The organism is Pseudomonas sp. IT-P4 (genome assembly GCF_949767755.1).
Classification (GTDB): Bacteria; Pseudomonadota; Gammaproteobacteria; order Pseudomonadales; family Pseudomonadaceae; genus Aquipseudomonas; species Aquipseudomonas monachiensis.
Genome location: NZ_CATKPX010000026.1, coordinates 73,895 through 94,103 on the forward strand (window position 1 = coordinate 73,895; position 20,209 = coordinate 94,103).

At 60.0% G+C, this 20,209-nt stretch carries 18 protein-coding genes; 11 read left to right on the plus strand and 7 right to left on the minus strand.

The window, feature by feature from the left end:
- Window positions 1-164: 164 nt before the first annotated feature.
- The 10 genes from ACM6IT_RS10690 to ACM6IT_RS10735 all read left to right on the plus strand — a co-directional run bounded on the left by ACM6IT_RS10690 (window position 165) and on the right by ACM6IT_RS10735 (window position 11,143).
- Window positions 165-626 carry an Lrp/AsnC family transcriptional regulator gene (locus ACM6IT_RS10690; protein ID WP_046039454.1) on the plus strand — a complete coding sequence of 154 codons (462 nt, stop codon included), beginning with the start codon at window positions 165-167 and terminating at the stop codon, window positions 624-626.
- Window positions 627-848: 222 nt separating this feature from the next.
- A complete protein-coding gene (locus tag ACM6IT_RS10695; protein WP_414917954.1) occupies window positions 849-2,531 on the plus strand; it encodes a flavin monoamine oxidase family protein in 1,683 nt (560 codons plus the stop codon).
- A gap of 12 nt (window positions 2,532-2,543) precedes the next feature.
- Window positions 2,544-3,338 (plus strand): carbon-nitrogen hydrolase family protein, encoded by a 795-nt coding sequence (locus tag ACM6IT_RS10700; protein WP_056726625.1) that lies wholly within the window; start codon window positions 2,544-2,546, stop codon window positions 3,336-3,338.
- Window positions 3,339-3,376: 38 nt separating this feature from the next.
- A complete protein-coding gene (pqqF, locus tag ACM6IT_RS10705; protein WP_414917955.1) occupies window positions 3,377-5,806 on the plus strand; it encodes a pyrroloquinoline quinone biosynthesis protein PqqF in 2,430 nt (809 codons plus the stop codon).
- A 157-nt stretch (window positions 5,807-5,963) separates the two neighbouring features.
- Window positions 5,964-6,038 (plus strand): pyrroloquinoline quinone precursor peptide PqqA, encoded by a 75-nt coding sequence (pqqA, locus tag ACM6IT_RS10710; RefSeq protein WP_003444522.1) that lies wholly within the window; start codon window positions 5,964-5,966, stop codon window positions 6,036-6,038.
- 81 nt (window positions 6,039-6,119) lie between these two features.
- Window positions 6,120-7,031 (plus strand): pyrroloquinoline quinone biosynthesis protein PqqB, encoded by a 912-nt coding sequence (gene pqqB, locus ACM6IT_RS10715; RefSeq protein ID WP_056726623.1) that lies wholly within the window; start codon window positions 6,120-6,122, stop codon window positions 7,029-7,031.
- A gap of 151 nt (window positions 7,032-7,182) precedes the next feature.
- Complete coding sequence (gene pqqC / locus ACM6IT_RS10720; RefSeq protein ID WP_414917956.1) at window positions 7,183-7,935, plus strand: pyrroloquinoline-quinone synthase PqqC; 753 nt, start codon at window positions 7,183-7,185, stop codon at window positions 7,933-7,935.
- Entirely contained in the window at window positions 7,932-8,207 is a 276-nt protein-coding gene (pqqD, locus tag ACM6IT_RS10725) for a pyrroloquinoline quinone biosynthesis peptide chaperone PqqD (RefSeq protein WP_015097086.1), read from the plus strand. The genes pqqC and pqqD overlap by 4 nt, the downstream gene beginning before the upstream one ends.
- A gap of 7 nt (window positions 8,208-8,214) precedes the next feature.
- Complete coding sequence (gene pqqE / locus ACM6IT_RS10730) at window positions 8,215-9,351, plus strand: pyrroloquinoline quinone biosynthesis protein PqqE (protein WP_409078225.1); 1,137 nt, start codon at window positions 8,215-8,217, stop codon at window positions 9,349-9,351.
- The gene (locus ACM6IT_RS10735; RefSeq protein ID WP_414917957.1) at window positions 9,317-11,143 is read left to right on the plus strand and encodes a S9 family peptidase; all 1,827 of its coding nucleotides are present in this window, start codon (window positions 9,317-9,319) and stop codon (window positions 11,141-11,143) included. Before pqqE ends, ACM6IT_RS10735 begins: the two co-directional genes overlap by 35 nt.
- Before the next feature lie 80 nt (window positions 11,144-11,223).
- On the opposite strand, the gene ACM6IT_RS10740 is transcribed toward ACM6IT_RS10735, so the two are convergent.
- The 4 genes from ACM6IT_RS10740 to ACM6IT_RS10755 all read right to left on the minus strand — a co-directional run bounded on the left by ACM6IT_RS10740 (window position 11,224) and on the right by ACM6IT_RS10755 (window position 13,670).
- Window positions 11,224-11,382 (minus strand): YqaE/Pmp3 family membrane protein, encoded by a 159-nt coding sequence (locus ACM6IT_RS10740; protein WP_003228885.1) that lies wholly within the window; start codon window positions 11,380-11,382, stop codon window positions 11,224-11,226.
- A gap of 83 nt (window positions 11,383-11,465) precedes the next feature.
- Window positions 11,466-11,786, minus strand: coding sequence for a helix-turn-helix domain-containing protein (locus tag ACM6IT_RS10745; RefSeq protein WP_046039442.1), 321 nt, complete (start codon window positions 11,784-11,786; stop codon window positions 11,466-11,468).
- The gene (locus ACM6IT_RS10750; protein ID WP_414917963.1) at window positions 11,779-12,135 is read right to left on the minus strand and encodes a type II toxin-antitoxin system RelE/ParE family toxin; all 357 of its coding nucleotides are present in this window, start codon (window positions 12,133-12,135) and stop codon (window positions 11,779-11,781) included. The genes ACM6IT_RS10745 and ACM6IT_RS10750 overlap by 8 nt, the downstream gene beginning before the upstream one ends.
- 251 nt (window positions 12,136-12,386) lie before the next feature.
- Window positions 12,387-13,670: an aspartate aminotransferase family protein gene (locus tag ACM6IT_RS10755; protein ID WP_414917958.1), complete on the minus strand. Its 1,284-nt coding sequence runs from the start codon at window positions 13,668-13,670 to the stop codon at window positions 12,387-12,389.
- A gap of 169 nt (window positions 13,671-13,839) precedes the next feature.
- On the opposite strand from ACM6IT_RS10755, the gene ACM6IT_RS10760 reads away from it, so the two are divergent.
- Window positions 13,840-14,769: a LysR family transcriptional regulator gene (locus ACM6IT_RS10760; protein ID WP_056726618.1), complete on the plus strand. Its 930-nt coding sequence runs from the start codon at window positions 13,840-13,842 to the stop codon at window positions 14,767-14,769.
- 227 nt (window positions 14,770-14,996) lie between these two features.
- Here ACM6IT_RS10760 and ACM6IT_RS10765 read toward each other — a convergent pair whose 3' ends face one another.
- From ACM6IT_RS10765 to ACM6IT_RS10775, 3 genes are all read right to left on the minus strand, one after another.
- Entirely contained in the window at window positions 14,997-16,775 is a 1,779-nt protein-coding gene (locus ACM6IT_RS10765; protein WP_056726617.1) for an acyl-CoA dehydrogenase C-terminal domain-containing protein, read from the minus strand.
- 174 nt (window positions 16,776-16,949) lie between these two features.
- Window positions 16,950-18,746, minus strand: coding sequence for an acyl-CoA dehydrogenase C-terminal domain-containing protein (locus tag ACM6IT_RS10770; protein ID WP_414913400.1), 1,797 nt, complete (start codon window positions 18,744-18,746; stop codon window positions 16,950-16,952).
- Between the two features lie 85 nt (window positions 18,747-18,831).
- Window positions 18,832-20,124 carry a GGDEF domain-containing protein gene (locus ACM6IT_RS10775; protein ID WP_056726615.1) on the minus strand — a complete coding sequence of 431 codons (1,293 nt, stop codon included), beginning with the start codon at window positions 20,122-20,124 and terminating at the stop codon, window positions 18,832-18,834.
- Window positions 20,125-20,209: the final 85 nt, after the last annotated feature.

Below are 20,209 nucleotides of genomic sequence, written 5' to 3' on the forward strand. Positions count from 1 at the left end.
TGACAAGGGCGGAATAATGTACTACCTAGTTACTTATGGCAATTTGTCGCAGGCAAAAATGTCATGAACGGTATTGAGGCTAGATCAAATCGCCGTCGCGAGCGTCCTGCAGGAACTGCCTGTAACATGCTTGCGCACTGATCCATGCCCCTGGAGATAACCCCTTGCCTGACACTCGCACGCCCGTTCTCGATGAAATCGACCGCCAATTGATTGCCGCCCTGCAGATCAATGCCCGCGAGAGCGTGGCCATGCTCGCCCGACAACTGGGCATCGCCCGTACCACCGTCACTTCGCGCCTGGCGCGGCTGGAAAAGGCCAAGGTGATCACCGGTTACGGCGTGCGCCTCGGCCAGCGCGTGGTGGATGGCGGGTTGCAGGCGTATGTGGGGATCACTGTGCAACCGCGTTCCGGCAAGGAAGTGTTGCGACGCCTGAGCGCAATGGCGCAGGTGCAGCAGCTGTGCGCGGTGAGTGGCGAATTTGATTATGTGGCGTGGTTGCGCACCGATTCGCCGGAGCAACTCGATCAGTTGCTGGATCAGATTGGCAGTGTGGATGGGGTGGAGAAGACCACGACGTCGATCATCTTGAGTAGCAAGATTGATCGGGGGCAGCCGGTTTGAGTTTTCAGACCTGGGTTCATCCGTGACTGAACTGGCGCTATCGCGAGCAAGCTCGCTCCCACAGTGGTCAGTATGCATTGATAGTTCGTCATATTGATCAAACAAACATCAAAATGACGACACTTTGCGTCTTAATAACGTGTTCTGCGCTCTCTAGAATGGCTGACATCTTTTCCTATACTCAGATGCGCATCCCGCGTCGGGTCGCCAGCAAGGTCAGCCATGAACAAGAACAATCGCCATCCTGCAGACGGTAAGAAACCAGTCACCATTTTCGGCCCGGACTTTCCTTTCGCCTTCGACGACTGGATCGAACACCCCGCCGGGCTGGGCAGTATTCCCGAGCATAATCACGGTGCCGAAGTGGCGATTGTCGGCGGCGGGATTGCCGGCCTGGTGGCGGCGTATGAGCTGATGAAGCTGGGCCTGAAACCGGTCGTCTACGAAGCTTCGAAAATGGGCGGCCGTCTGCGTTCCCAGGCGTTCAATGGCGCCGAAGGCATCATTGCCGAGCTGGGCGGGATGCGCTTCCCGGTGTCGTCCACCGCGTTCTATCACTACGTCGACAAACTGGGTCTGGAAACCAAACCTTTCCCTAACCCGCTGACACCCGCGTCGGGCAGCACGGTGATCGACCTCGAAGGCCAGACCCATTACGCACAGAAGCTGTCGGACCTTCCTGCACTGTTCCAGGAAGTGGCTGACGCCTGGGCCGATGCCCTGGAAGCCGGCTCACAGTTCTCCGATATCCAGCAAGCCATCCGCGACCGTGATGTGCCACGTCTGAAAGAGTTGTGGAACACCCTGGTTCCGTTGTGGGACGACCGCACCTTCTACGATTTCGTCGCCACCTCCAAGGCGTTCGCCAAGCTCTCGTTCCATCACCGCGAAGTGTTCGGCCAGGTCGGTTTCGGTACCGGTGGCTGGGATTCGGACTTCCCCAACTCGATGCTGGAAATCTTCCGCGTGGTGATGACCAACTGCGACGATCACCAGCACCTGGTGGTTGGCGGTGTGGAACAGGTACCCCAGGGCATCTGGCGTCATGTACCGGAGCGTTGCGCGCATTGGCCAGCGGGCACCAGCCTCAGCTCGCTGCACAACGGCGCACCGCGCACTGGCGTGAAGAAAATTGCCCACGCGCCGGGCGGCCGTTTCGCCGTCACCGACAACTGGGGCGACACCCGCGAATACGCGGCTGTGCTGACCACCTGCCAGAGCTGGCTGCTGACCACCCAGATCGAATGCGACGAAACCCTGTTCTCGCAAAAAATGTGGATGGCTTTGGACCGTACCCGCTACATGCAGTCGTCTAAAACTTTCGTGATGGTCGACCGCCCGTTCTGGAAGGACAAGGATCCGGAAACCGGCCGCGACCTGATGAGCATGACCCTCACCGACCGCCTGACCCGTGGCACCTACCTGTTCGACAACGGCGACGACAAGCCGGGGGTGATCTGCCTGTCGTACTCGTGGATGAGCGATGCGCTGAAAATGCTCCCGCAGCCGGTGGAAAAACGCGTGAAGCTGGCCTTGGATGCGTTGAAGAAGATCTACCCGAAAGTCGATATCGCCGCGCGGATCATCGGCGATCCGATCACCGTTTCGTGGGAAGCCGACCCGCATTTCCTCGGTGCGTTCAAAGGCGCCCTGCCCGGCCACTACCGCTACAACCAGCGCATGTACGCGCACTTCATGCAGGACGCCATGCCAGCCGAGCAGCGCGGGATTTTCATCGCCGGCGACGACGTTTCGTGGACGCCTGCCTGGGTTGAGGGCGCGGTACAGACCTCGCTCAACGCGGTATGGGGCATCATGAAGCACTTCGGCGGTGCAACTCACGCCGAGAATCCGGGTCCAGGAGATGTATTCAACGAGATCGGACCGATCGCCCTGCCCGAGTAAGAGGAATCCGAAATGCGCGTAGCCCTTTACCAATGTCCGCCGCTGCCTCTGGACGTCGCTGGCAACCTGCAACGCCTGCATCAGTTGGCGCTGGAAGCCAAAGGCGCCGACCTGCTGGTGCTGCCGGAGATGTTCCTGACCGGCTACAACATCGGCGTCGATGCCGTCAGCGTGCTGGCGGAGGTGCATAACGGTGAGTCGGCACAGCAGATTGCGCGCATTGCCAAGACCGCCGGGATCGCCATTTTGTATGGCTATCCCGAGCGCACCGAGGACGGGCAGATCTACAACGCCGTGCAGTTGATCGACGCTAACGGCGAGCGCATCTGCAATTACCGCAAGACCCATCTGTTCGGCGATCTGGATCACTCGATGTTCAGTGCAGGTTCCGATGAGTTTCCCGTCGTTGAACTCAACGGCTGGAAACTCGGTTTCCTGATCTGCTACGACCTGGAGTTTCCGGAAAACGCCCGACGCCTGGCCCTGGCCGGTGCCGAACTGATCCTGGTGCCGACCGCGAACATGATTCCGTTCGATTTCGTCGCCGATGTCACCGTGCGTTCCCGCGCCTTCGAAAACCAATGTTATGTGGCTTACGCCAACTACTGCGGCCATGAAGGCGATATCCACTATTGCGGTCAAAGCAGCATCGCTGCGCCGGATGGCAGCCGCATCGCTCAGGCAGGCCTTGATGAAGCATTGATCGTCGGCGAGCTGGATCGACAGTTGATGGTCGACTCCCGCGCCGCCAATCGCTACCTGATCGATCGTCGTCCCGAGCTTTACGGCGAGCTGAACAAGTCCTAATCCGCTAGCATTGGCACTTCACTGTTCTGGAAGTGCCCATGCCCGCGTTGAATCCCCTTCGCCCCCACACTGAAACCCTGGCCAACGGCCTGCGGGTGACGCTGCGTCATGCCCCGAATTTGAAGCGTTGCGCAGCAGCGTTACGGGTTGCCGCGGGTAGCCATGATGTGCCGCTGGCGTGGCCTGGCCTGGCGCATTTTCTTGAGCATTTGCTGTTTCTGGGGACTGAGCGTTTTCCTGCCGGGCAAGGGTTGATGGCCTACGTCCAGAGTCATGGCGGCCAGGTAAACGCGCGGACCAGCGAACGCACCACAGACTACTTTTTCGAACTGCCGCCCCAGGCGTTTGCCGGTGGGCTGGAGCGTCTGTCAGACATGCTCGCCCATCCGCGTATGAATCCGGACGACCAGCAGCGGGAACGGGAAGTGTTGCAGGCGGAGTTTGTCGCCTGGTCGCAGGATGCCGAGGCGCAGCAGCAGTTTGCGCTGTTCAATGGACTGGCCGAGGCTCATCCGCTAAGGGGTTTTCATGCTGGCAATCGCGACAGCCTGCCACTGCAACAACCGGAGTTTCAGCAGGCGCTGCAGGGTTTTTATCAGCGCTATTACCAGACCGGGCAAATGACCCTGAGCCTGGCCGGACCGCAGGGCCTCGATGAATTGAAAGCGATGGCAGAAGCCTTTGGCAGCGTCATTGCCAAAGGCGAAACAGTCACGCAGCAAGCGCCGATACCGCTGATGGATGCGCCAGATAAAAGTTATCAACAGGCTGACGAACGACGTCTGGACCTGCTGTTTGCCCTCGAAACACTGCCTGACAACTCTGCCGAAGCGTTGGCGTTCCTGTGCCATTGGCTGAACCAGGCAAAAACCGGCGGCTTGTTGGCGGACCTGCGCGAGCGCGGGCTGGCCGATCACCTGAAAGCCCGGCCGCTGTACCAGTTCGCCGGGCAAGCCTTGCTGCATATCGAATTCACCCTGCCTGCCACAGTCTCGGCAACAGGCATCCGCGGACGCCTGCTGGACTGGCTCGGTTTCTTTGCCGAGCAAGACTGGAACCGATTGCGCGAAGAGTACGCCACCCTGCTCCAGCGCCAGCAGCAAATCAGCAGTGCCTTGCAACTGGCCCGCCTGGACAGCGAACAACGCGAAGTCGGGTTATCCGAACCGGGTGTAACAGCCCTCAAGCAAATCCTTCAACAAATCGGCGCTGTGGATAACTTCAACGGCCCATGGCAATTGCCAGAACCTAATCCGTTCCTGTGCGCCGAAGCACCAACACCTAACGCCGGATTGATTCGCGGCCAGACCAGCGCCCACCGTGGCCTGCGCACGTTTGCCCAGGATCGCTCGCGCAGCCGTCGTGAACGCTCGCCGATGCAGTTCAGTCAGGCATGGCCGGACAACGGTGCTGAAGGTGCGATTTATCTGCGCTGGCGTCTGGACCCGGCCCCCGGCAGCCAGCTTCAATCACGGCTGGAAAACCACCTGCAACCGTTGCGCGAAGACGCGCGCCAGGCTGGTGTGGATATTTCCTTCAGTGCGTCGGGCAACGAATGGCTGCTCAAACTGAACGGGCTACAGGAGCCGATGCCCAGCGTCCTGGAGCATGTGCTCAAAGAACTGACAAAACCCGATGCCGCTGTCCCACAAGCCGAATCGACCAGCGTTGCGTTGATTCCGATTCGACAACTGCTCAAGGCATTGCCCGATCACTGCCTCGGGCACACCGCGAACTCGGACGACGTGCAGCCACTCTGGTCGAGTGCGCGCTGGGATGGGCTGGCCATCGGGTTATCGGCTCAGGCTCAGGCAGCCATGGGACTGGCCTTGAGCCGCATACCCGGCACGCCGGACAATCAACTGACGCCGCGCTCTTCTATCCTTGCACAGCACCTGTGGAGCAATGTCGATACCGCCTCCAGCGAGCACGCGTTGCTGCTGTTCTGTCCGACAGCCACCCAGGAATTGGCCGACGAAATTGCATGGCGTTTGCTCGCGCATGTCTGTCAGACGCCGTTCTACCAACGCCTGCGGGTGGAACTGCAACTCGGCTATGCGGTGTTCAGCGCCCTGCGGCAGATTCACGGACAAACCGGGTTGCTGTTCGGCGTGCAATCGCCAAGCGTTGCGCCGGTGGAGCTGCTGCAACACACCGAGCAATTCCTGAATCGATTGCCGGAACTGATCCACGCACTCGACGACACTAGCTTCAACGCTCAACGCCAGGCCCTGGCGGATCAGTTTTCCAGCGCTGCGCTCACTATGGCGCAAGCGGCCGAATTGCTTTGGCAGGGCAAGCTGGCCGGCCGTTCGTCGGATTATCTGACGCAATTGCCCGAGGCCATAGTGCGCATTGACCGGACCGCTCTACTGGCTGCGGCCCAACGCCTGAATCAGGCCGAAGGCGGCTGGCTGTGCCTTGCCAACAGCGCTTCGCCAGGCGCGCCATGGCAAGCGGCAAAATGATCATTACCGGGGCTGCAAGGAGCTTTCTCAAAGTTTCACGGGCAATTTCTTTGAAATTTTGAGTAACATAGCAACCTAACTATCTGGAACATCTCTGACTTGAGGTGGACTATACCTATAGATAGCGCTGTCCCACCTTACCTGAGGAGTTCAATTTATGGCCTGGACCAAACCTGCCTACACCGACCTGCGTATTGGCTTTGAAGTCACCATGTACTTCGCAAGCCGCTAATCTCAGCTTTGACAGAGATGCAGCACAACGCCTCGGTTATCCGAGGCGTTTTATTTTCAGCGTTGAAATGATGGAGCGTCCATGTTTGTCCAGATTCTAGGTTCCGCTGCTGGCGGCGGCTTCCCCCAGTGGAACTGCAACTGCGTGAACTGCGCGGGATTTCGCAACGGCAGCCTGCGGGCCAAGGCGCGGACGCAATCGTCCATCGCGATTTCCGACGACGGCGTGAACTGGGTGCTTTGCAACACTTCCCCGGACATCCGCGCCCAACTCCAGAGCTTCGCCCCGATGCAGCCGGGCCGCGCCCTGCGCGATACCGGGATCGGCGCGATCATCCTGATGGACAGCCAGATCGACCACACCACCGGCCTGCTCATGCTGCGCGAAGGCTGCCCGCATCAGGTCTGGTGCACCGACATGGTCCACGAAGACCTGAGCACCGGTTTCCCGCTGTTCACCATGCTCAACCACTGGAATGGCGGGCTGACCTGGAACCGGATCGAACTCGATCAAAGCTTCAGCGTACCGGCCTGCCCGAATTTGCGCTTCACTCCGCTGCCTTTGCGCAGTGCCGCGCCGCCCTACTCGCCACATCGCTTCGACCCGCATCCGGGCGACAACATCGGCCTGATCATCGAAGACCTCAACACCGGCGGCAAACTGTTCTACGCACCGGGCCTGGGCAAGGTGGATGCAGAGCTTCTGGAAATCATGGCTGGCAGCGATTGCCTGCTGGTCGACGGCACGCTGTGGGATGACGATGAAATGCAGCGTCGCGGCGTCGGCACCCGCACCGGCCGCGAGATGGGCCATCTGGCGCAGAACGGCCCCGGTGGCATGCTTGAAGTGCTTGAGCAACTGCCCAACCAGCGCAAAGTACTTATCCACATCAACAATACCAACCCGATTCTTGATGAGGATTCGTCGGAACGGGCGGAGCTGGATCGGCGCCAGGTTGAAGTGGCGTATGACGGCATGAGTATTGTGCTGTAGCGGAGGGCCCCTTCGCGGGCAAGCCCGCTCCCACATTGGATCTGTGGCGTACACAACCCCTGTGGGAGCGGGCTTGTCGGATCGCCGCACCGCCGCGAAAGCGTCCGACCAGATACCCAAGATTTCAACGGTTGTACACCGGAGAACCGCAATGACCGACACCCCAATGTCCCCCGCCGAATTCGAAGCGGCCCTGCGCGCCAAGGGCGCTTATTACCACATCCATCACCCCTATCACGTGGCGATGTATGAAGGCCGGGCCACCCGCGAACAGATCCAGGGCTGGGTCGCCAACCGTTTCTACTATCAGGTGAACATCCCCCTGAAGGACGCGGCGATCCTCGCCAACTGCCCTGACCGCGAGATCCGCCGCGAATGGATTCAGCGCCTGCTCGACCACGACGGTGCGCCCGGTGAAGACGGCGGCATCGAAGCCTGGCTGCGCCTGGGCCAGGCCGTGGGCCTCGACCCGGACCAACTGCGCTCCCAGGAACTGGTGTTGCCCGGCGTGCGCTTCGCCGTGGACGCCTATGTCAATTTCGCCCGCCGCGCCAGTTGGCAGGAAGCCGCAAGCAGCTCGCTGACCGAACTGTTCGCCCCGCAGATCCACCAGTCGCGCCTGGACAGCTGGCCCCAGCATTACCCGTGGATCGACCCGGCCGGCTACGAGTATTTCCGCACGCGCCTGGGCCAGGCACGGCGTGATGTCGAGCATGGTCTGGCGATCACGCTGCAGCACTACACCACCCGTGAAGGCCAGGAGCGCATGCTGGAAATTCTCCAGTTCAAACTGGACATTCTTTGGAGCATGCTCGATGCCATGAGCATGGCCTACGAACTGAAACGCCCGCCGTATCACAGCGTGACCGGGGAACGGGCCTGGCACAAAGGAATCACCTTATGAGTTTCGATCGCAGCAAGACCCCGACCTGGCGCCCTGGCTATCGCTTCCAGTACGAACCGGCGCAAAAAGGCCATGTGCTGCTGTACCCGGAAGGCATGATCAAGCTCAACGAAAGTGCCGCGCTGATCGGCGGTTTGATTGACGGTGAACGGGATGTCGCGGCCATCATCAATGAGCTCGATCAGCAGTTCCCTGGCGTGCCCGAGCTCGGTGACGACATCGAGCAATTCATGGAGGTTGCCCGTGCGCAGCACTGGATCGAACTTGCCTGATTCATCGGTGCAAGTACCGCCCAAACCTGAAATCGGCCTGCCGCTGTGGCTGCTGGCCGAGCTGACCTATCGCTGCCCGCTGCAATGCCCGTATTGCTCCAACCCGCTGGATTTCGCCGAGCAAGGCAAAGAGCTGAGCACCGAGCAGTGGCTCAAGGTGTTTCGCGAAGCGCGGGAAATGGGCGCGGCGCAACTGGGCTTTTCCGGTGGCGAGCCGCTGGTGCGTCAGGACCTCGCCGAGTTGATTGCCGAGGCCCGAAAGCTGGGTTTCTACACCAACCTGATCACCTCCGGCATCGGCCTCACCGAGCAGAAAATCAGCGACTTCAAGAAGGCCGGGCTCGATCACATCCAGATCAGTTTCCAGGCCAGCGACGAGCAGGTGAACAATCTGCTGGCCGGTTCGAAAAAGGCCTTCGCGCAGAAACTGGAAATGGCCCGGGCGGTGAAAGCCCACGGCTATCCGATGGTGCTGAACTTCGTCACCCATCGGCACAACATCGACCAGATCGACCGCATCATCGAGCTGTGCATCGCCCTGGAGGCGGACTTCGTCGAGCTCGCCACATGCCAGTTCTACGGCTGGGCGCAACTCAATCGCGTTGGGCTTTTGCCGACCAAAGAACAACTGGTGCGCGCCGAACGCATTACCAACGAATACCGCGCCAAACTGGAAGCCGAAGGGCATCCGTGCAAGCTGATTTTCGTCACGCCGGACTATTACGAAGAACGCCCGAAAGCCTGCATGAATGGCTGGGGCAGTATTTTTCTGACGGTCACGCCAGACGGAACCGCCCTGCCCTGTCACGGTGCCCGACAGATGCCGGTGCAATTTCCCAACGTGCGCGACCACAGCATGCAGCACATCTGGTATGACTCGTTCGGCTTCAACCGCTTTCGCGGTTACGACTGGATGCCCGAGCCGTGCCGCTCTTGTGACGAGAAAGAAAAAGACTTCGGCGGCTGCCGCTGCCAGGCGTTCATGCTCACGGGGGACGCCAGCAACGCCGACCCGGTGTGCAGCAAGTCGCCACAACACGGCGTGATCCTCAAGGCCCGCGAAGAAGCCGAGAGCGCCACTCAGACCATCGACCAACTGGCCTTTCGCAATGAACGAAACTCACGCCTCATCGCCAAAAGCTGAACCTTTCAGCGCTGCCAAAGCCGTGGCCGCCGGTATCGACTTTGCCGAACTGCAGGTCGGGCGGCAGGGCCTGTTCTGGAACGAGTACCGCCCCGAAGACGCGGCGTGCCGGATCTGGCACTGGCGCGATGGTGCAGCGAAATGCCTGACGCCACCGGGGTTCAGCGCGCGCAGTCGGGTGTACGAATATGGCGGCGGCGCGTTTTGTCTGACGGACGACGGTATCGTTTTCGTCAACGAGGCCGACCAGCAGTTGTATCGGCAATCACTGCAAGACGAAGCGCCCGAAAGGCTGACCTCCGGTGCATGCCGATATGGCGATCTGCAGTTCGCCAACGGACAAGTGCTGGCGGTCGAGGAGCATCGCGATCAACACCGGCTGGTGGCAATCGATCTGTTGGATGGTGCACGTCACCTGCTGGCCGAAGGTGCTGATTTCTACTCGGCGCCGACGCTGAGCCCTGATGCCCGGCGCCTGGCCTGGATCGAGTGGAGTCGTCCGGATCAGCCATGGACAGCGACACGTTTGATGGTTGCTGAAGGCCTCGCCAACGGTGGCTTTGCCGAGGCTCGTTGTGTGGCCGGCGACGGCGTTCAAGAGTCTGTGCAACAACCGCGGTTCGATGCCGACGGTCGCTTGTATTGCCTGACGGATCGCGCAGGTTACTGGCAGCCATGGAAAGAAACTGAAAAAGGCTTGAGCCCATTGCCAAGTGCGGCCGCCGACCACGGCCCCGCGCCTTGGCAACTCGGCGGCAGCACCTGGTTGCCGCTGGGCGACGACAGTTATCTGGCCAGTTGGACCGAGGGTGGCTTTGGCCGACTGGGCATAGGCGGCGATTCCAGCGCCGATTTCACCGGCGACTACAGCCGCTTTCGCCATCTCGCCGTGGATGAGCAGTTCATCTATTGCATCGCGGCGTCGCCCGTCAGCTCAACTGCCGTCATCGCCATTGACCGCCAGAGCCGGCAAGTGCAAGTACTGGCCGGCGGCATCGCACCGCTTGCTCCCGAACAGATCAGCCGCCCGCAAACCTTGCGCTACCCAAGTGGCTCAGGCGAAGCCCACGGCTTCTTCTACCCGGCGATGACCGGCGCGGCGAAACCGCCATTGGTGGTGTTCGTCCATGGCGGCCCGACCTCGGCGTGCTACCCGATGCTCGATCCGCGTATCCAGTACTGGGCACAGCGGGGCTTCGCCGTCGCCGACCTCAACTACCGCGGCAGCAGCGGCTATGGCCGGGCCTATCGCCAGGCACTGCACCTGAGTTGGGGCGACGTGGATGTGCAAGACGCTTGCGCCGTGGTGAGTTACCTCAACGACCGTGGCTTGATCGACGGCGAGAAGGCATTCATTCGCGGCGGCAGCGCTGGCGGCTATACCAGCCTGTGCGCCCTGGCTTTTCACAACGTGTTCCGCGCTGGCGCCAGCCTGTATGGGGTCAGCGACCCGGTGGCGCTGGGGCGCGCGACCCACAAATTCGAAAGCGACTATCTGGACTGGCTGATCGGCGATCCGCAACTGGATGCCGAACGCTACGCCGCCCGCACGCCGCTGCTGCATGCCGGCAACATCCGCGTGCCGATGATCTTCTTTCAAGGAGAACTGGATGCCGTGGTCGTCCCGCAACAAACCCACGACATGGTCACGGCGCTGCAAGACAACGGTATCCTGGTCGAAGCGCATTACTACGCCGATGAACGCCATGGCTTTCGCAAGGCCGGTAACCAGGCCCATGCGCTGGAGCAGGAGTGGTTGTTTTATCGGCGGGTGATGGACTCAGTGGACTGAAGCCTGCGCTCATTGCCGAAACGGTGGCGCCTCAATCGCGAGCCCTGCTCGCGAAGGCGGTCTACCTGCCGACGTTCTACTCAGCGCTTGGCGATGATGTACACCGCATGCACGATCCCCGGAATGTAACCGCACAACGTCAGCAGAATATTCAGCCAGAACGCCCCGCCGAATCCTACTTGCAGAAACACACCCAGTGGCGGCAACAGGATGGCGATGATGATGCGAATGAAGTCCATGGGGCAGCTCCTGATTGGGGTGGACTCGTTCGAGCCCTACAGCTAATCGACCTGTACCGTTTGTCAGGGTTCAGCCCGATTTCTCAGGCGAGTATCTCCAGACCGTGTTTGCGCACGATACTCAGCAACTTCAGCGCCATGCCACTGGGGTGCTTATCCCCTGCTTCCCATTGCTTGACCGTGGAAGCACTGGTGTTCAGGTAGCGCGCAAACACAGGTTGACTGACATTGTTGCGCTCGCGCAATGCCTTGATCTCCTGCGCGGGAATCGCATCCGGCACCCTTGCAAGACAGGATTCATCGAATTCACGCATGGTCGCTTTGCTGATTGCACCTATGGCATACAAGGCACTGGCCGATTCGTGGATCGATTCCGATAGCTCACTTTTGAATTTTTTACTCATTTGGTATCTCCACAAACTCCTTTGCATCCAGCAAACGCTGAATTTGCATTTCGGTCAGTCCACCATATGTCTTGGCCAACTCTCGCAAGTCGAGCAGATGCCTGGGACTGATATTGCTCTGATCTTTTTTTGCGTACAGGAACTGATAGACCCAATAAGCACCGCCCTTGGCCAGGATAATCGAGCGATGGCGGTTGGCATTCAAACGCTTCTTCCAGACCCCGCCACCCAAATTGTCAGCCTGAACATTGAGCATTTCGGTGAATGCCTCCCGGAGTTCGTCATCACCGATCCAGGCCTTGGCGGCCTGCATTGCGAAGCGCTTTGTCTTGAACAACCTTGGTGACATCGGCATCCCTTCCATAAAACATACCACCCAGTGGTATAGAAATCAAAACCAACGCGAAGGTAATACAGTTTCGCTGGCACCGGCACTCCCTGCCGATGCACGCTAGAAAGCCATTGATGTGCTAACCGCTCAAGCCGAAATTGCCTTTGGAAAAGGCCGGCCACAAAAAAACGCCCCACGCCAAAAGTGTCGGGCGTAGGGCGTGCGTATTACCGCGAGACGGTTCTGGAATGTGTGCAGGGCGCGCCGGATCAGACGGCAATCCCTTTGCGGCACTGCAATTGCGCGGTGCGTACTCGGGAGAAGGCACGCGCCAGGCGCAGGAGCATTTCATCGATGTTGGCGTTGCTGACATTGAGCGCAGGGGTAAAGCGCAGGCAGTCGGGTTGTGGTGCATTGAGCAACAAGCCTTCATACAGCGCGGCCTTGACCACCGCGTCGGCGGAATCGGCCGACAGCGTCAGCCCCCAAAGCAGCCCTTGTCCGCGCAACTCGCCGTGACCGTAACGATGGGCCAGACGCTCCAACCCTTCACGCAGGTGTTGACCGGCTTCTGCAATGTGTTTGAGGAAAACCTTGTCCTGCACGGTATCGAGCACCGCAAGTCCCGCCGCCGTCATCAACGCATTACCGTGATGAGTGCCTGTCACCTCGCCAATGTCGAAGCAGCAAGCCTTGCCCCTCGCCAGCAATGCGGCCAATGGCACCCCGCCGCCCAAGCCTTTGCCAAGCACGACGATATCTGCCGTGACGCCACAGGACTGTTCCGCGAGCAAGGTGCCACAACGGCCGATGCCGGTCTGCACTTCGTCAAGGATCAGCAAAATGCCGAGTTCACGGCACAAGCGTTCGACGCCCTTGAGGTAGTGCGCGGTGGCCGGGATCACGCCGGCTTCGCTCTGGATCGGCTCGAGCATGATCGCTACGGTCCGTTCATCCACGGCCGCATGCAACGCTGGCAGATCATTGAACGGGACACGACTGAAGCCTGGCAATTGCGGCTCGAAACGGTTGGCCAATGTCGAGCTGTCCGACGCCGAAATCGTCCCCAGGCTGCGGCCATGGCAACCGTTGTTGGCCACGATGATGCGCGACGCACCACCGCGATGCTGTTGACCCCATTTGCGCGCCAGTTTGATCGCCGCCTCACAGGCTTCGCTGCCGGTATTGAGCAGGTAGGCCTGATCACTGCCGGTGCTGGCACACAGATGTTCGGCGAGGCTGAGCATGCCGCGATTGTGCAGGCCGAAACCCGGATTGATCAGCAACTGAGCCTGGGTTGTGATTGCATTGACCAGTACCGAAGGGCTGTGACCAAGGCTGTTGGCCCCGCCGCCCTGGGAAAAATCCAGGTACGCACGGTCATCGCTGTCCCACAACCATGAACCCTGGCCACGCACAAATATCTGTTTTGGCCGCTCGACACTGGGCATCAAGTACTCGCTGGAAAGGTTATCGCCTTGGGATGGCAGGAAGGCGTCCATGACCAGATCATCAAGACTGGGTGGACTGCGGCGCAGACTGAACAGATTCATCTGACAAAACCTCTGATGAGGTTTTTTGCCTTACCTATGTAAATACCATCGAAGCAAAGGGTATTCATCGCACTCTGTGGCCCTGTAAGCCCTGTGAATGCGGTTAGACTAGGCTCAGGCGAGGCGTTCAGCCATTTCGATTTCCCAGCATTTTCGATAAGCATTACTTATGGATTTCAAGCAACTGCGTTATTTCGTCGCGGTCTACGAAGAAGGCCACGTGGGCCGGGCCGCCGAGCGTCTGTCCATTTCCCAGCCGGCGCTGTCCCAGCAAATCCGCCACCTCGAGCAAAACCTCGAGGTGAGCCTGTTCGAGCGCAGCAGCAAACGCCTGTTGCCGACCCTCGCGGCACACACGCTGTACAACCACGCACTGCCTTTGCTCGATGGTCTGCAACGGGCACGGGAAGCGCTCGGCAACTTTAAGGGGCAGGCCCTGCGCACCCTGGCCATCGGTGTGTTGCAGACCGTGCACACCAGCCTCGTTCCGCAGATGCTCGAACGGGTGCGCAAGGCGCAGCCGCATCTGGTGGTGCAGATCTATGAACTGACCGGCCTGGAAATCGAGCGGCGACTGCTCAACGGTTCTCTGGATATCGGCATCGGCTACCTGCCGCCCCGCCAGCCTGGCTTGCATGGCGTGATGCTGTACGAAGATGAACTGACCCTGGTCATCCCGGCAGAGCATCCGCTGCGTGAATTCAAGAAAGTGTCCATGAGTCAGGCGGCCGAACTGCCGATGTTGCTGCTGGGCGAAGAATTTCAGATCAGGCAGATCTGGCAGGCACAGCTGACAAGCCTTGGTCGTCGCCCACAGGTGCAAGCCGAGCTGAACAACATGGCCGGCATCCTCGACAGCCTGCCCCACACGCGCCTGGCGACGGTATTGCCCGGTCGCTCGCAAAAGACCCATGGCAACCACGAACTGTTGTGGAAGCCCCTGAGCGAACCCCGGGTGCCGCTGAAGGTCGGTCTGGTGTGTCGGGATGTGCAACGGCAGCAGGCCTCGCTGGCATTGCTGCGGACATTGCTGGAAGAGGTGATAAACGGCCCGGACGGGCGCTTGAACAGCGCGCAGGCTCTGGATGGGACAAGCTGAAAACTTTTCTTCAGGCAAAAGAAAACCCCGCCGAAGCGGGGCTTTGCAGACTGTTTCCCTGACATCCATTTCACTCCGCCGTCCTGGCAGAATCCTACGTGTCCCTGTTGTTGCTTTGCGCTTCCTGCGCTACGTCCATGAGAAGTAGATTAGCTGTGGATCCAATTTGCATCTATGGGAGAACAGCAGCATGTTATGTAAGAGAATGCTTACATAACGTTACTTCATCAGAATTGTCCTGCATCCAGCAGAAACAACGATTCGCTACCGGCCTTCACCGACGCGCTCAACGAGTGAATGCGCGGCAGCAGGCGGGCGAAATAGAAGCGCGCCGTACCCAATTTGCTGGCGTAGAAATCGTCTTGCGCTTCCTTGCCGAAAGCCGCCTTGGCCATCAGGGCCCACATGTAGGCGTATGCCACGTAACCGAACACCTGCAGATACTCGACCGACGCCGCGCCGATTTCGTTCGGATTGCTCTTCGCACGGTCAAGCAACCACGCGGTCAGTTCATCGAGGGTGGTTACGGCGTCGTTCAGTGGCTTGGTGAACTCGGCGAGGTCCGCGCTGGCGGTTGCCGTGAAGTGGCGAATCTCGTCGGCGAACAGATTGTAGAACGCCCCGCCGCTGCCCACGATCTTGCGTCCGACCAGGTCCAGCGCCTGAATGCCGTTGGTGCCTTCGTAGATCTGGGTGATGCGCACGTCACGCACCAGCTGCTCCTGGCCCCACTCACGGATGTAACCGTGGCCGCCGAAGATCTGCTGGCCGTGTACGGTGGTTTCCAGGCCGAGGTCGGTCAGGAACGCCTTGGCCACCGGGGTCAGCAATGCCACCAGGTCTTCCGCACGCTTGCGGGTGGTTGCGTCTTCGCTGAACTTGGCGGTGTCCAGTTGCATCGCCACGTAGGTGGAGAACGCACGGCCACCTTCGTTCGAGGCTTTCATGGTCAGCAGCATGCGACGCACGTCCGGGTGGACGATGATCGGGTCAGCCACTTTGTCCTTGTTCTGCGCGCCCGTTGGCGAACGGCTTTGCAGACGGTCGCGGGCGTATTCCACGGCGTTCTGGTACGAGCGCTCGCCAGTGGCCAGGCCCTGGATACCGACGCCCAGACGCTCGTAGTTCATCATGGTGAACATCGCCGCCAAGCCCTTGTTCGGCTCGCCGACCAGGTAACCCACGGCTTCGTCGAAGTTCATCACGCAGGTCGCGGACGCCTGGATGCCCATCTTGTGTTCGATCGAACCACAATTCGCCGGGTTGCGCGCGCCCAGGCTGCCATCGGCATTGACCATGAACTTCGGCACCAGGAACAGCGAAATACCTTTCGGCCCCGCCGGTGCGTCCGGCAGTTTGGCCAGTACCAGGTGAATGATGTTCTCGGTCAGGTCGTGTTCGCCGCCGGTGATGAAGATTTTGGTGCCGCTGACTTTGTAGGAACCGTCAGCCTGAGGCTCGGCCTTGGTACGGATAATCCCCAGGTCAGTACCGGCGTGCGGCTCGGTCAGGCACATGGAACCGGCCCATACACCGGCGTACATGTTTGGCAGGTACGCCGCTTTCAGCTCTTCGCTGGCGTGGGCGTTGATCGACAGGCAAGCACCGGCGGTCAGCATCGGGTACAGGCCGAACGACAGGCTCGCGGAGTTGACCATTTCTTCGACCTGCGCCGAAACCGCCTTGGGCATGCCCATGCCACCGTAGGTCGGATCGCCACCGACACCGACCCAACCGCCTTCAGCGTAGGTCTGATAAGCCTGTGGGAAACCTGCCGGAGTGGTGACGGCACCGTCGGCCCAATGGCAACCTTCTTCGTCAGCGGCACGGCTCAGCGGTGCGATGCTTTTGCTGGTGACTTTGCCGGCTTCTTCCAGAATGGCTTCGACCGTTTCTGCATCCACGGTTTCAGCCAGTGCAGGCAGTTCGGCCCAGAGTTTGGCAACCTCGAAAACTTCATTGAGGACGAAGCGCATATCGCGCAGGGGCGCTTTGTAGTCAGCCATGGCAAACCTCGCAAGATCTATACAGATGATTCACAGGAAGAGTGTTTTCGTTGGGCCGAGTGTAACCCAACAACTTTTGCGACACATAGGGTCAACTCATGACTGTTTTGTTATTTTTAGTCATCAACAAAAAAGCCCGCGCAAGGCGAGCTTCTTTGTAACGGACTTTTATGACTAAAGCGCAAACAACTCCGCCGGCAGCTGCATCAGGCAATCGCTACCCGCCTCTATGGCTGCCCGATGAGCGGCAGTGCGTGGCAGCAGACGCTTGAAGTAAAACTCGTTGGTCGCCAGTTTGCCCCGGCAGAAGTCGCCATCGCCGCTGCCGGCATCGAGTTGCGCCTGAGCCACCAGCGCCATGCGCAACCACAGGTAGCCAAGGATGATGTAACCGCTGTACATCAGGTAATCCACCGACGCGGCACCGACTTCGTCCGGGTTTTTCATCGCCGCCATTCCGACCCTGGTGGTCAACTCACCCCACTGCTGGTTCAGTTGATTGAGCTGCGCCACATACCCGGCCAGATGTGGATGCTCGGCGTTCGCCGCGCAGAACTTATGGACGATTTTGGTGAAGCCGCGCAGCAGCTTGCCCTGGCTGCCGAGTACCTTGCGCCCGAGCAAGTCCAGCGCCTGAATGCCGTTGGTGCCTTCATAGATCGGTGCGATCCGGCAGTCACGGACCAGTTGCTCCATGCCCCATTCGCGAATGAACCCGTGGCCACCAAACACCTGCATGCCATGGTTGGTCACTTCCAGCCCGGTGTCGGTCATGAAGGCTTTGCAGATCGGCGTGAGGAACGCCAACAGGTCTTCGGCGTCCTGGCGCGCCGTTTCATCCGGGCTCAGGTGTGCCACGTCCAGTAGTTGCGCGGTGAAGTAGGTCAGCGCGCGATTGCCTTCGTTGAAGGCTTTCATGGTCAGCAACATCCGCCGCACATCAGGGTGCACGATGATCGGGTCGGCGGCTTTTTCCGGCGCTTTCGGGCCGGTCAGCGAGCGCATCTGCAAACGCTCGTTGGCGTACTTTATCGCGCCCTGGAAGCTCGCCTCCCCCAGACAAAGCCCTTGCATGCCAGTGCCCAGCCGCGCGTGGTTCATCATGGTAAACATGCAGTTGAGTCCCTTGTTCGGCTCGCCGATCAGGAAGCCCTTGGCCTCGTCGAAGTTCAGCACGCAGGTGGCCGAGGCCTTGATGCCCATTTTGTGTTCGATCGAGCCGCAGGACACGCCGTTGCGCTCGCCCGCTTCGCCCGTCGCATCGGGCAGGAACTTGGGCACGATGAACAGCGAAATGCCCTTGGTCCCGGCCGGTGCGTCCGGCAATTTGGCCAGCACCAGGTGAATGATGTTGGCGCTCATGTCGTGCTCGCCGGCGGAGATGAAGATCTTGCTGCCGGAGATCGCGTAGCTGCCATCGGCCGCAGGTACGGCGCGGGTCTTGATGATGCCCAGGTCAGTGCCGCAATGGGCTTCGGTCAGACACATGGTGCCGGTCCATTGGCCAGCGGTAAGCTTCTTCAAATAGGTCTGCTTCTGCGCCTCGGTGCCATGGGCGTGGATCGCCGACATCGCACCGTGGGTCAGGCCGGGGTACATGCCCCATGAGGTGTTGCTGGAACCCACCATCTCGCTGATCACCAGGCCCAGGGAGATCGGCAACCCTTGACCGCCGTAAACCGGATCCGCCGCCAGGCCATGCCAGCCGCCCTCGACATATTGGGCGAATGCCTGCTTGAAGCCCGCAGGCGTGGTGACCACGCCATTGTCGAAATGGCAGCCTTCTTCATCGCCACTGCGGTTGAGCGGCGACAGCACGTTTTCGCAGAACTTCGCCCCTTCTTCGAGGATCGCATTGACCATGTCCGGGCTGGCATCGGTGGCCCCCAGCGCCGCGTAATTGCGGTGAAAGTCGAAGACGTGGTCGATCAGAAAGCGCATGTCGCGCAAGGGAGCTTTGTACTCGGGCATGGTCATTCTCCGTCGGCAGATTTCTCCAACCTACTGCTGCCGACCACGCCTCACAATCATTTTGCGCTCGCTGAATGCGCCATCATCACTCAACCGTAGCGGTGTCCATGCGCACGGCGCCACGGCGGTTCTGCCCGAACGCCATCACGCAGTTGCGCCCGGCGCCCTTGGCGCTGTAGAGCGCCTGGTCAGCGGACTTGAGTACCTCTTCGGGGGTGCGTTGGTCGATCCGCTCCGCAACACCGATACTGACCGTCACCGACACACTCGACGCACCGGAACCGGCACGCCGCTGACGCCCCTGACTATCGTCCTGCGGGCGATTTTCCTGATTGCGCAGCTGAATGTTGTAAGTGGCGATGGACTCGCGGATGACCTCCAGGTGCGGCAGGCACTCTTCGAGGGTCTTGCCTGCAAACACCAGGGCAAATTCCTCGCCGCCATAGCGATACGCCTTACCGCCACCGCCGATTTTCGACAGCTTGCTGGCCACCAGCCGCAGCACCTGGTCACCGACGTCGTGGCCGTGGGTGTCGTTGAATTTCTTGAAGTGGTCGACGTCGCTCATGGCCAACACGTAGTTGCGCCCCAACCGTTGCAGGCGTTCATTCAGCGCACGACGGCCCGGCAGTCCGGTCAGTTCGTCGCGGAAGGCCATTTGATAGGCTTCGTGGGCAACGGCGGCGGCGATCATCAGCATCACCTGGCTACACATGATGTTCAGCGTGAACGGCAGGATGAAGGTTTTCGGCAACATCCAGAACAACCCGAGCAGCCCCACCCATTGCGCGGCATGCAGCGGTCGCGGGTTGCGCCAGTATTGCCAGGCCAGCAGCAGGAACGCAGCGATGAACACCGGATAGGACAACTGGATCAGGCTCATCCAGGCGCCATGCAAGGCAGGCCAGCGTATCTCCGACAGCCAGATCAGTAGCGCGTGTGGATAACTTTGCTCAAGCCCCAGCGCTACGCTGCCGACCGCGAGCAAGACCGCGAAGCGCGCCACCATGTCCTGGAACAGATGGGTGCGTTCCTGCCACGCCGCGAACACGCCAAACAACAGCGGCAGCAGCAGGCAACACAAATGAAAGACCACGGCGGCATCGTCACGCACCTTGCCGTTGTCGCGGTAATAGTCGGTCTGGGTGTCGAGCAGGAAGTAGGCGATGTACACCGTGACCATCAGAAACAGTTCACGCTGGCGTCGGTACACCGCGCAATAGGCGCCCCCGAGCAACAACACCAGGGTGGGCAACACGTTGAACAGCGACGTGAAGAAGACGTTCAGATCCTTGATGTAAGCAGCCGCAAGCCCCGCCAGTAACAGCACTAATGACGGCAGGAAATGACTGAAACGTACAGCAGATGAGCGCGGCAAGGGTAAAGCTCCGACCCGTCAAATCAATAGATGGCAATGTGCCCACTACTGTAACGGCAGGAAGCCCGAGTTGCTGAGTGAATTA

Excerpts from the sequence above, each read along its gene's own strand:
- ACM6IT_RS10695 (WP_414917954.1), top strand. The coding sequence starts at position 849 with ATGAACAAGAACAATCGCCATCCTGCAGACGGTAAGAAACCAGTCACC.
- ACM6IT_RS10700 (WP_056726625.1), top strand. The coding sequence starts at position 2,544 with ATGCGCGTAGCCCTTTACCAATGTCCGCCGCTGCCTCTGGACGTCGCT.
- pqqF (WP_414917955.1), top strand. The coding sequence starts at position 3,377 with ATGCCCGCGTTGAATCCCCTTCGCCCCCACACTGAAACCCTGGCCAAC.
- pqqB (WP_056726623.1), top strand. The coding sequence starts at position 6,120 with ATGTTTGTCCAGATTCTAGGTTCCGCTGCTGGCGGCGGCTTCCCCCAG.
- pqqC (WP_414917956.1), top strand. The coding sequence starts at position 7,183 with ATGACCGACACCCCAATGTCCCCCGCCGAATTCGAAGCGGCCCTGCGC.
- pqqD (WP_015097086.1), top strand. The coding sequence starts at position 7,932 with ATGAGTTTCGATCGCAGCAAGACCCCGACCTGGCGCCCTGGCTATCGC.
- ACM6IT_RS10735 (WP_414917957.1), top strand. The coding sequence starts at position 9,317 with ATGAACGAAACTCACGCCTCATCGCCAAAAGCTGAACCTTTCAGCGCT.
- ACM6IT_RS10740 (WP_003228885.1), bottom strand. The coding sequence starts at position 11,382 with ATGGACTTCATTCGCATCATCATCGCCATCCTGTTGCCGCCACTGGGT.
- ACM6IT_RS10745 (WP_046039442.1), bottom strand. The coding sequence starts at position 11,786 with ATGAGTAAAAAATTCAAAAGTGAGCTATCGGAATCGATCCACGAATCG.
- ACM6IT_RS10750 (WP_414917963.1), bottom strand. The coding sequence starts at position 12,135 with ATGTCACCAAGGTTGTTCAAGACAAAGCGCTTCGCAATGCAGGCCGCC.
- ACM6IT_RS10755 (WP_414917958.1), bottom strand. The coding sequence starts at position 13,670 with ATGAATCTGTTCAGTCTGCGCCGCAGTCCACCCAGTCTTGATGATCTG.
- ACM6IT_RS10760 (WP_056726618.1), top strand. The coding sequence starts at position 13,840 with ATGGATTTCAAGCAACTGCGTTATTTCGTCGCGGTCTACGAAGAAGGC.
- ACM6IT_RS10765 (WP_056726617.1), bottom strand. The coding sequence starts at position 16,775 with ATGGCTGACTACAAAGCGCCCCTGCGCGATATGCGCTTCGTCCTCAAT.
- ACM6IT_RS10770 (WP_414913400.1), bottom strand. The coding sequence starts at position 18,746 with ATGCCCGAGTACAAAGCTCCCTTGCGCGACATGCGCTTTCTGATCGAC.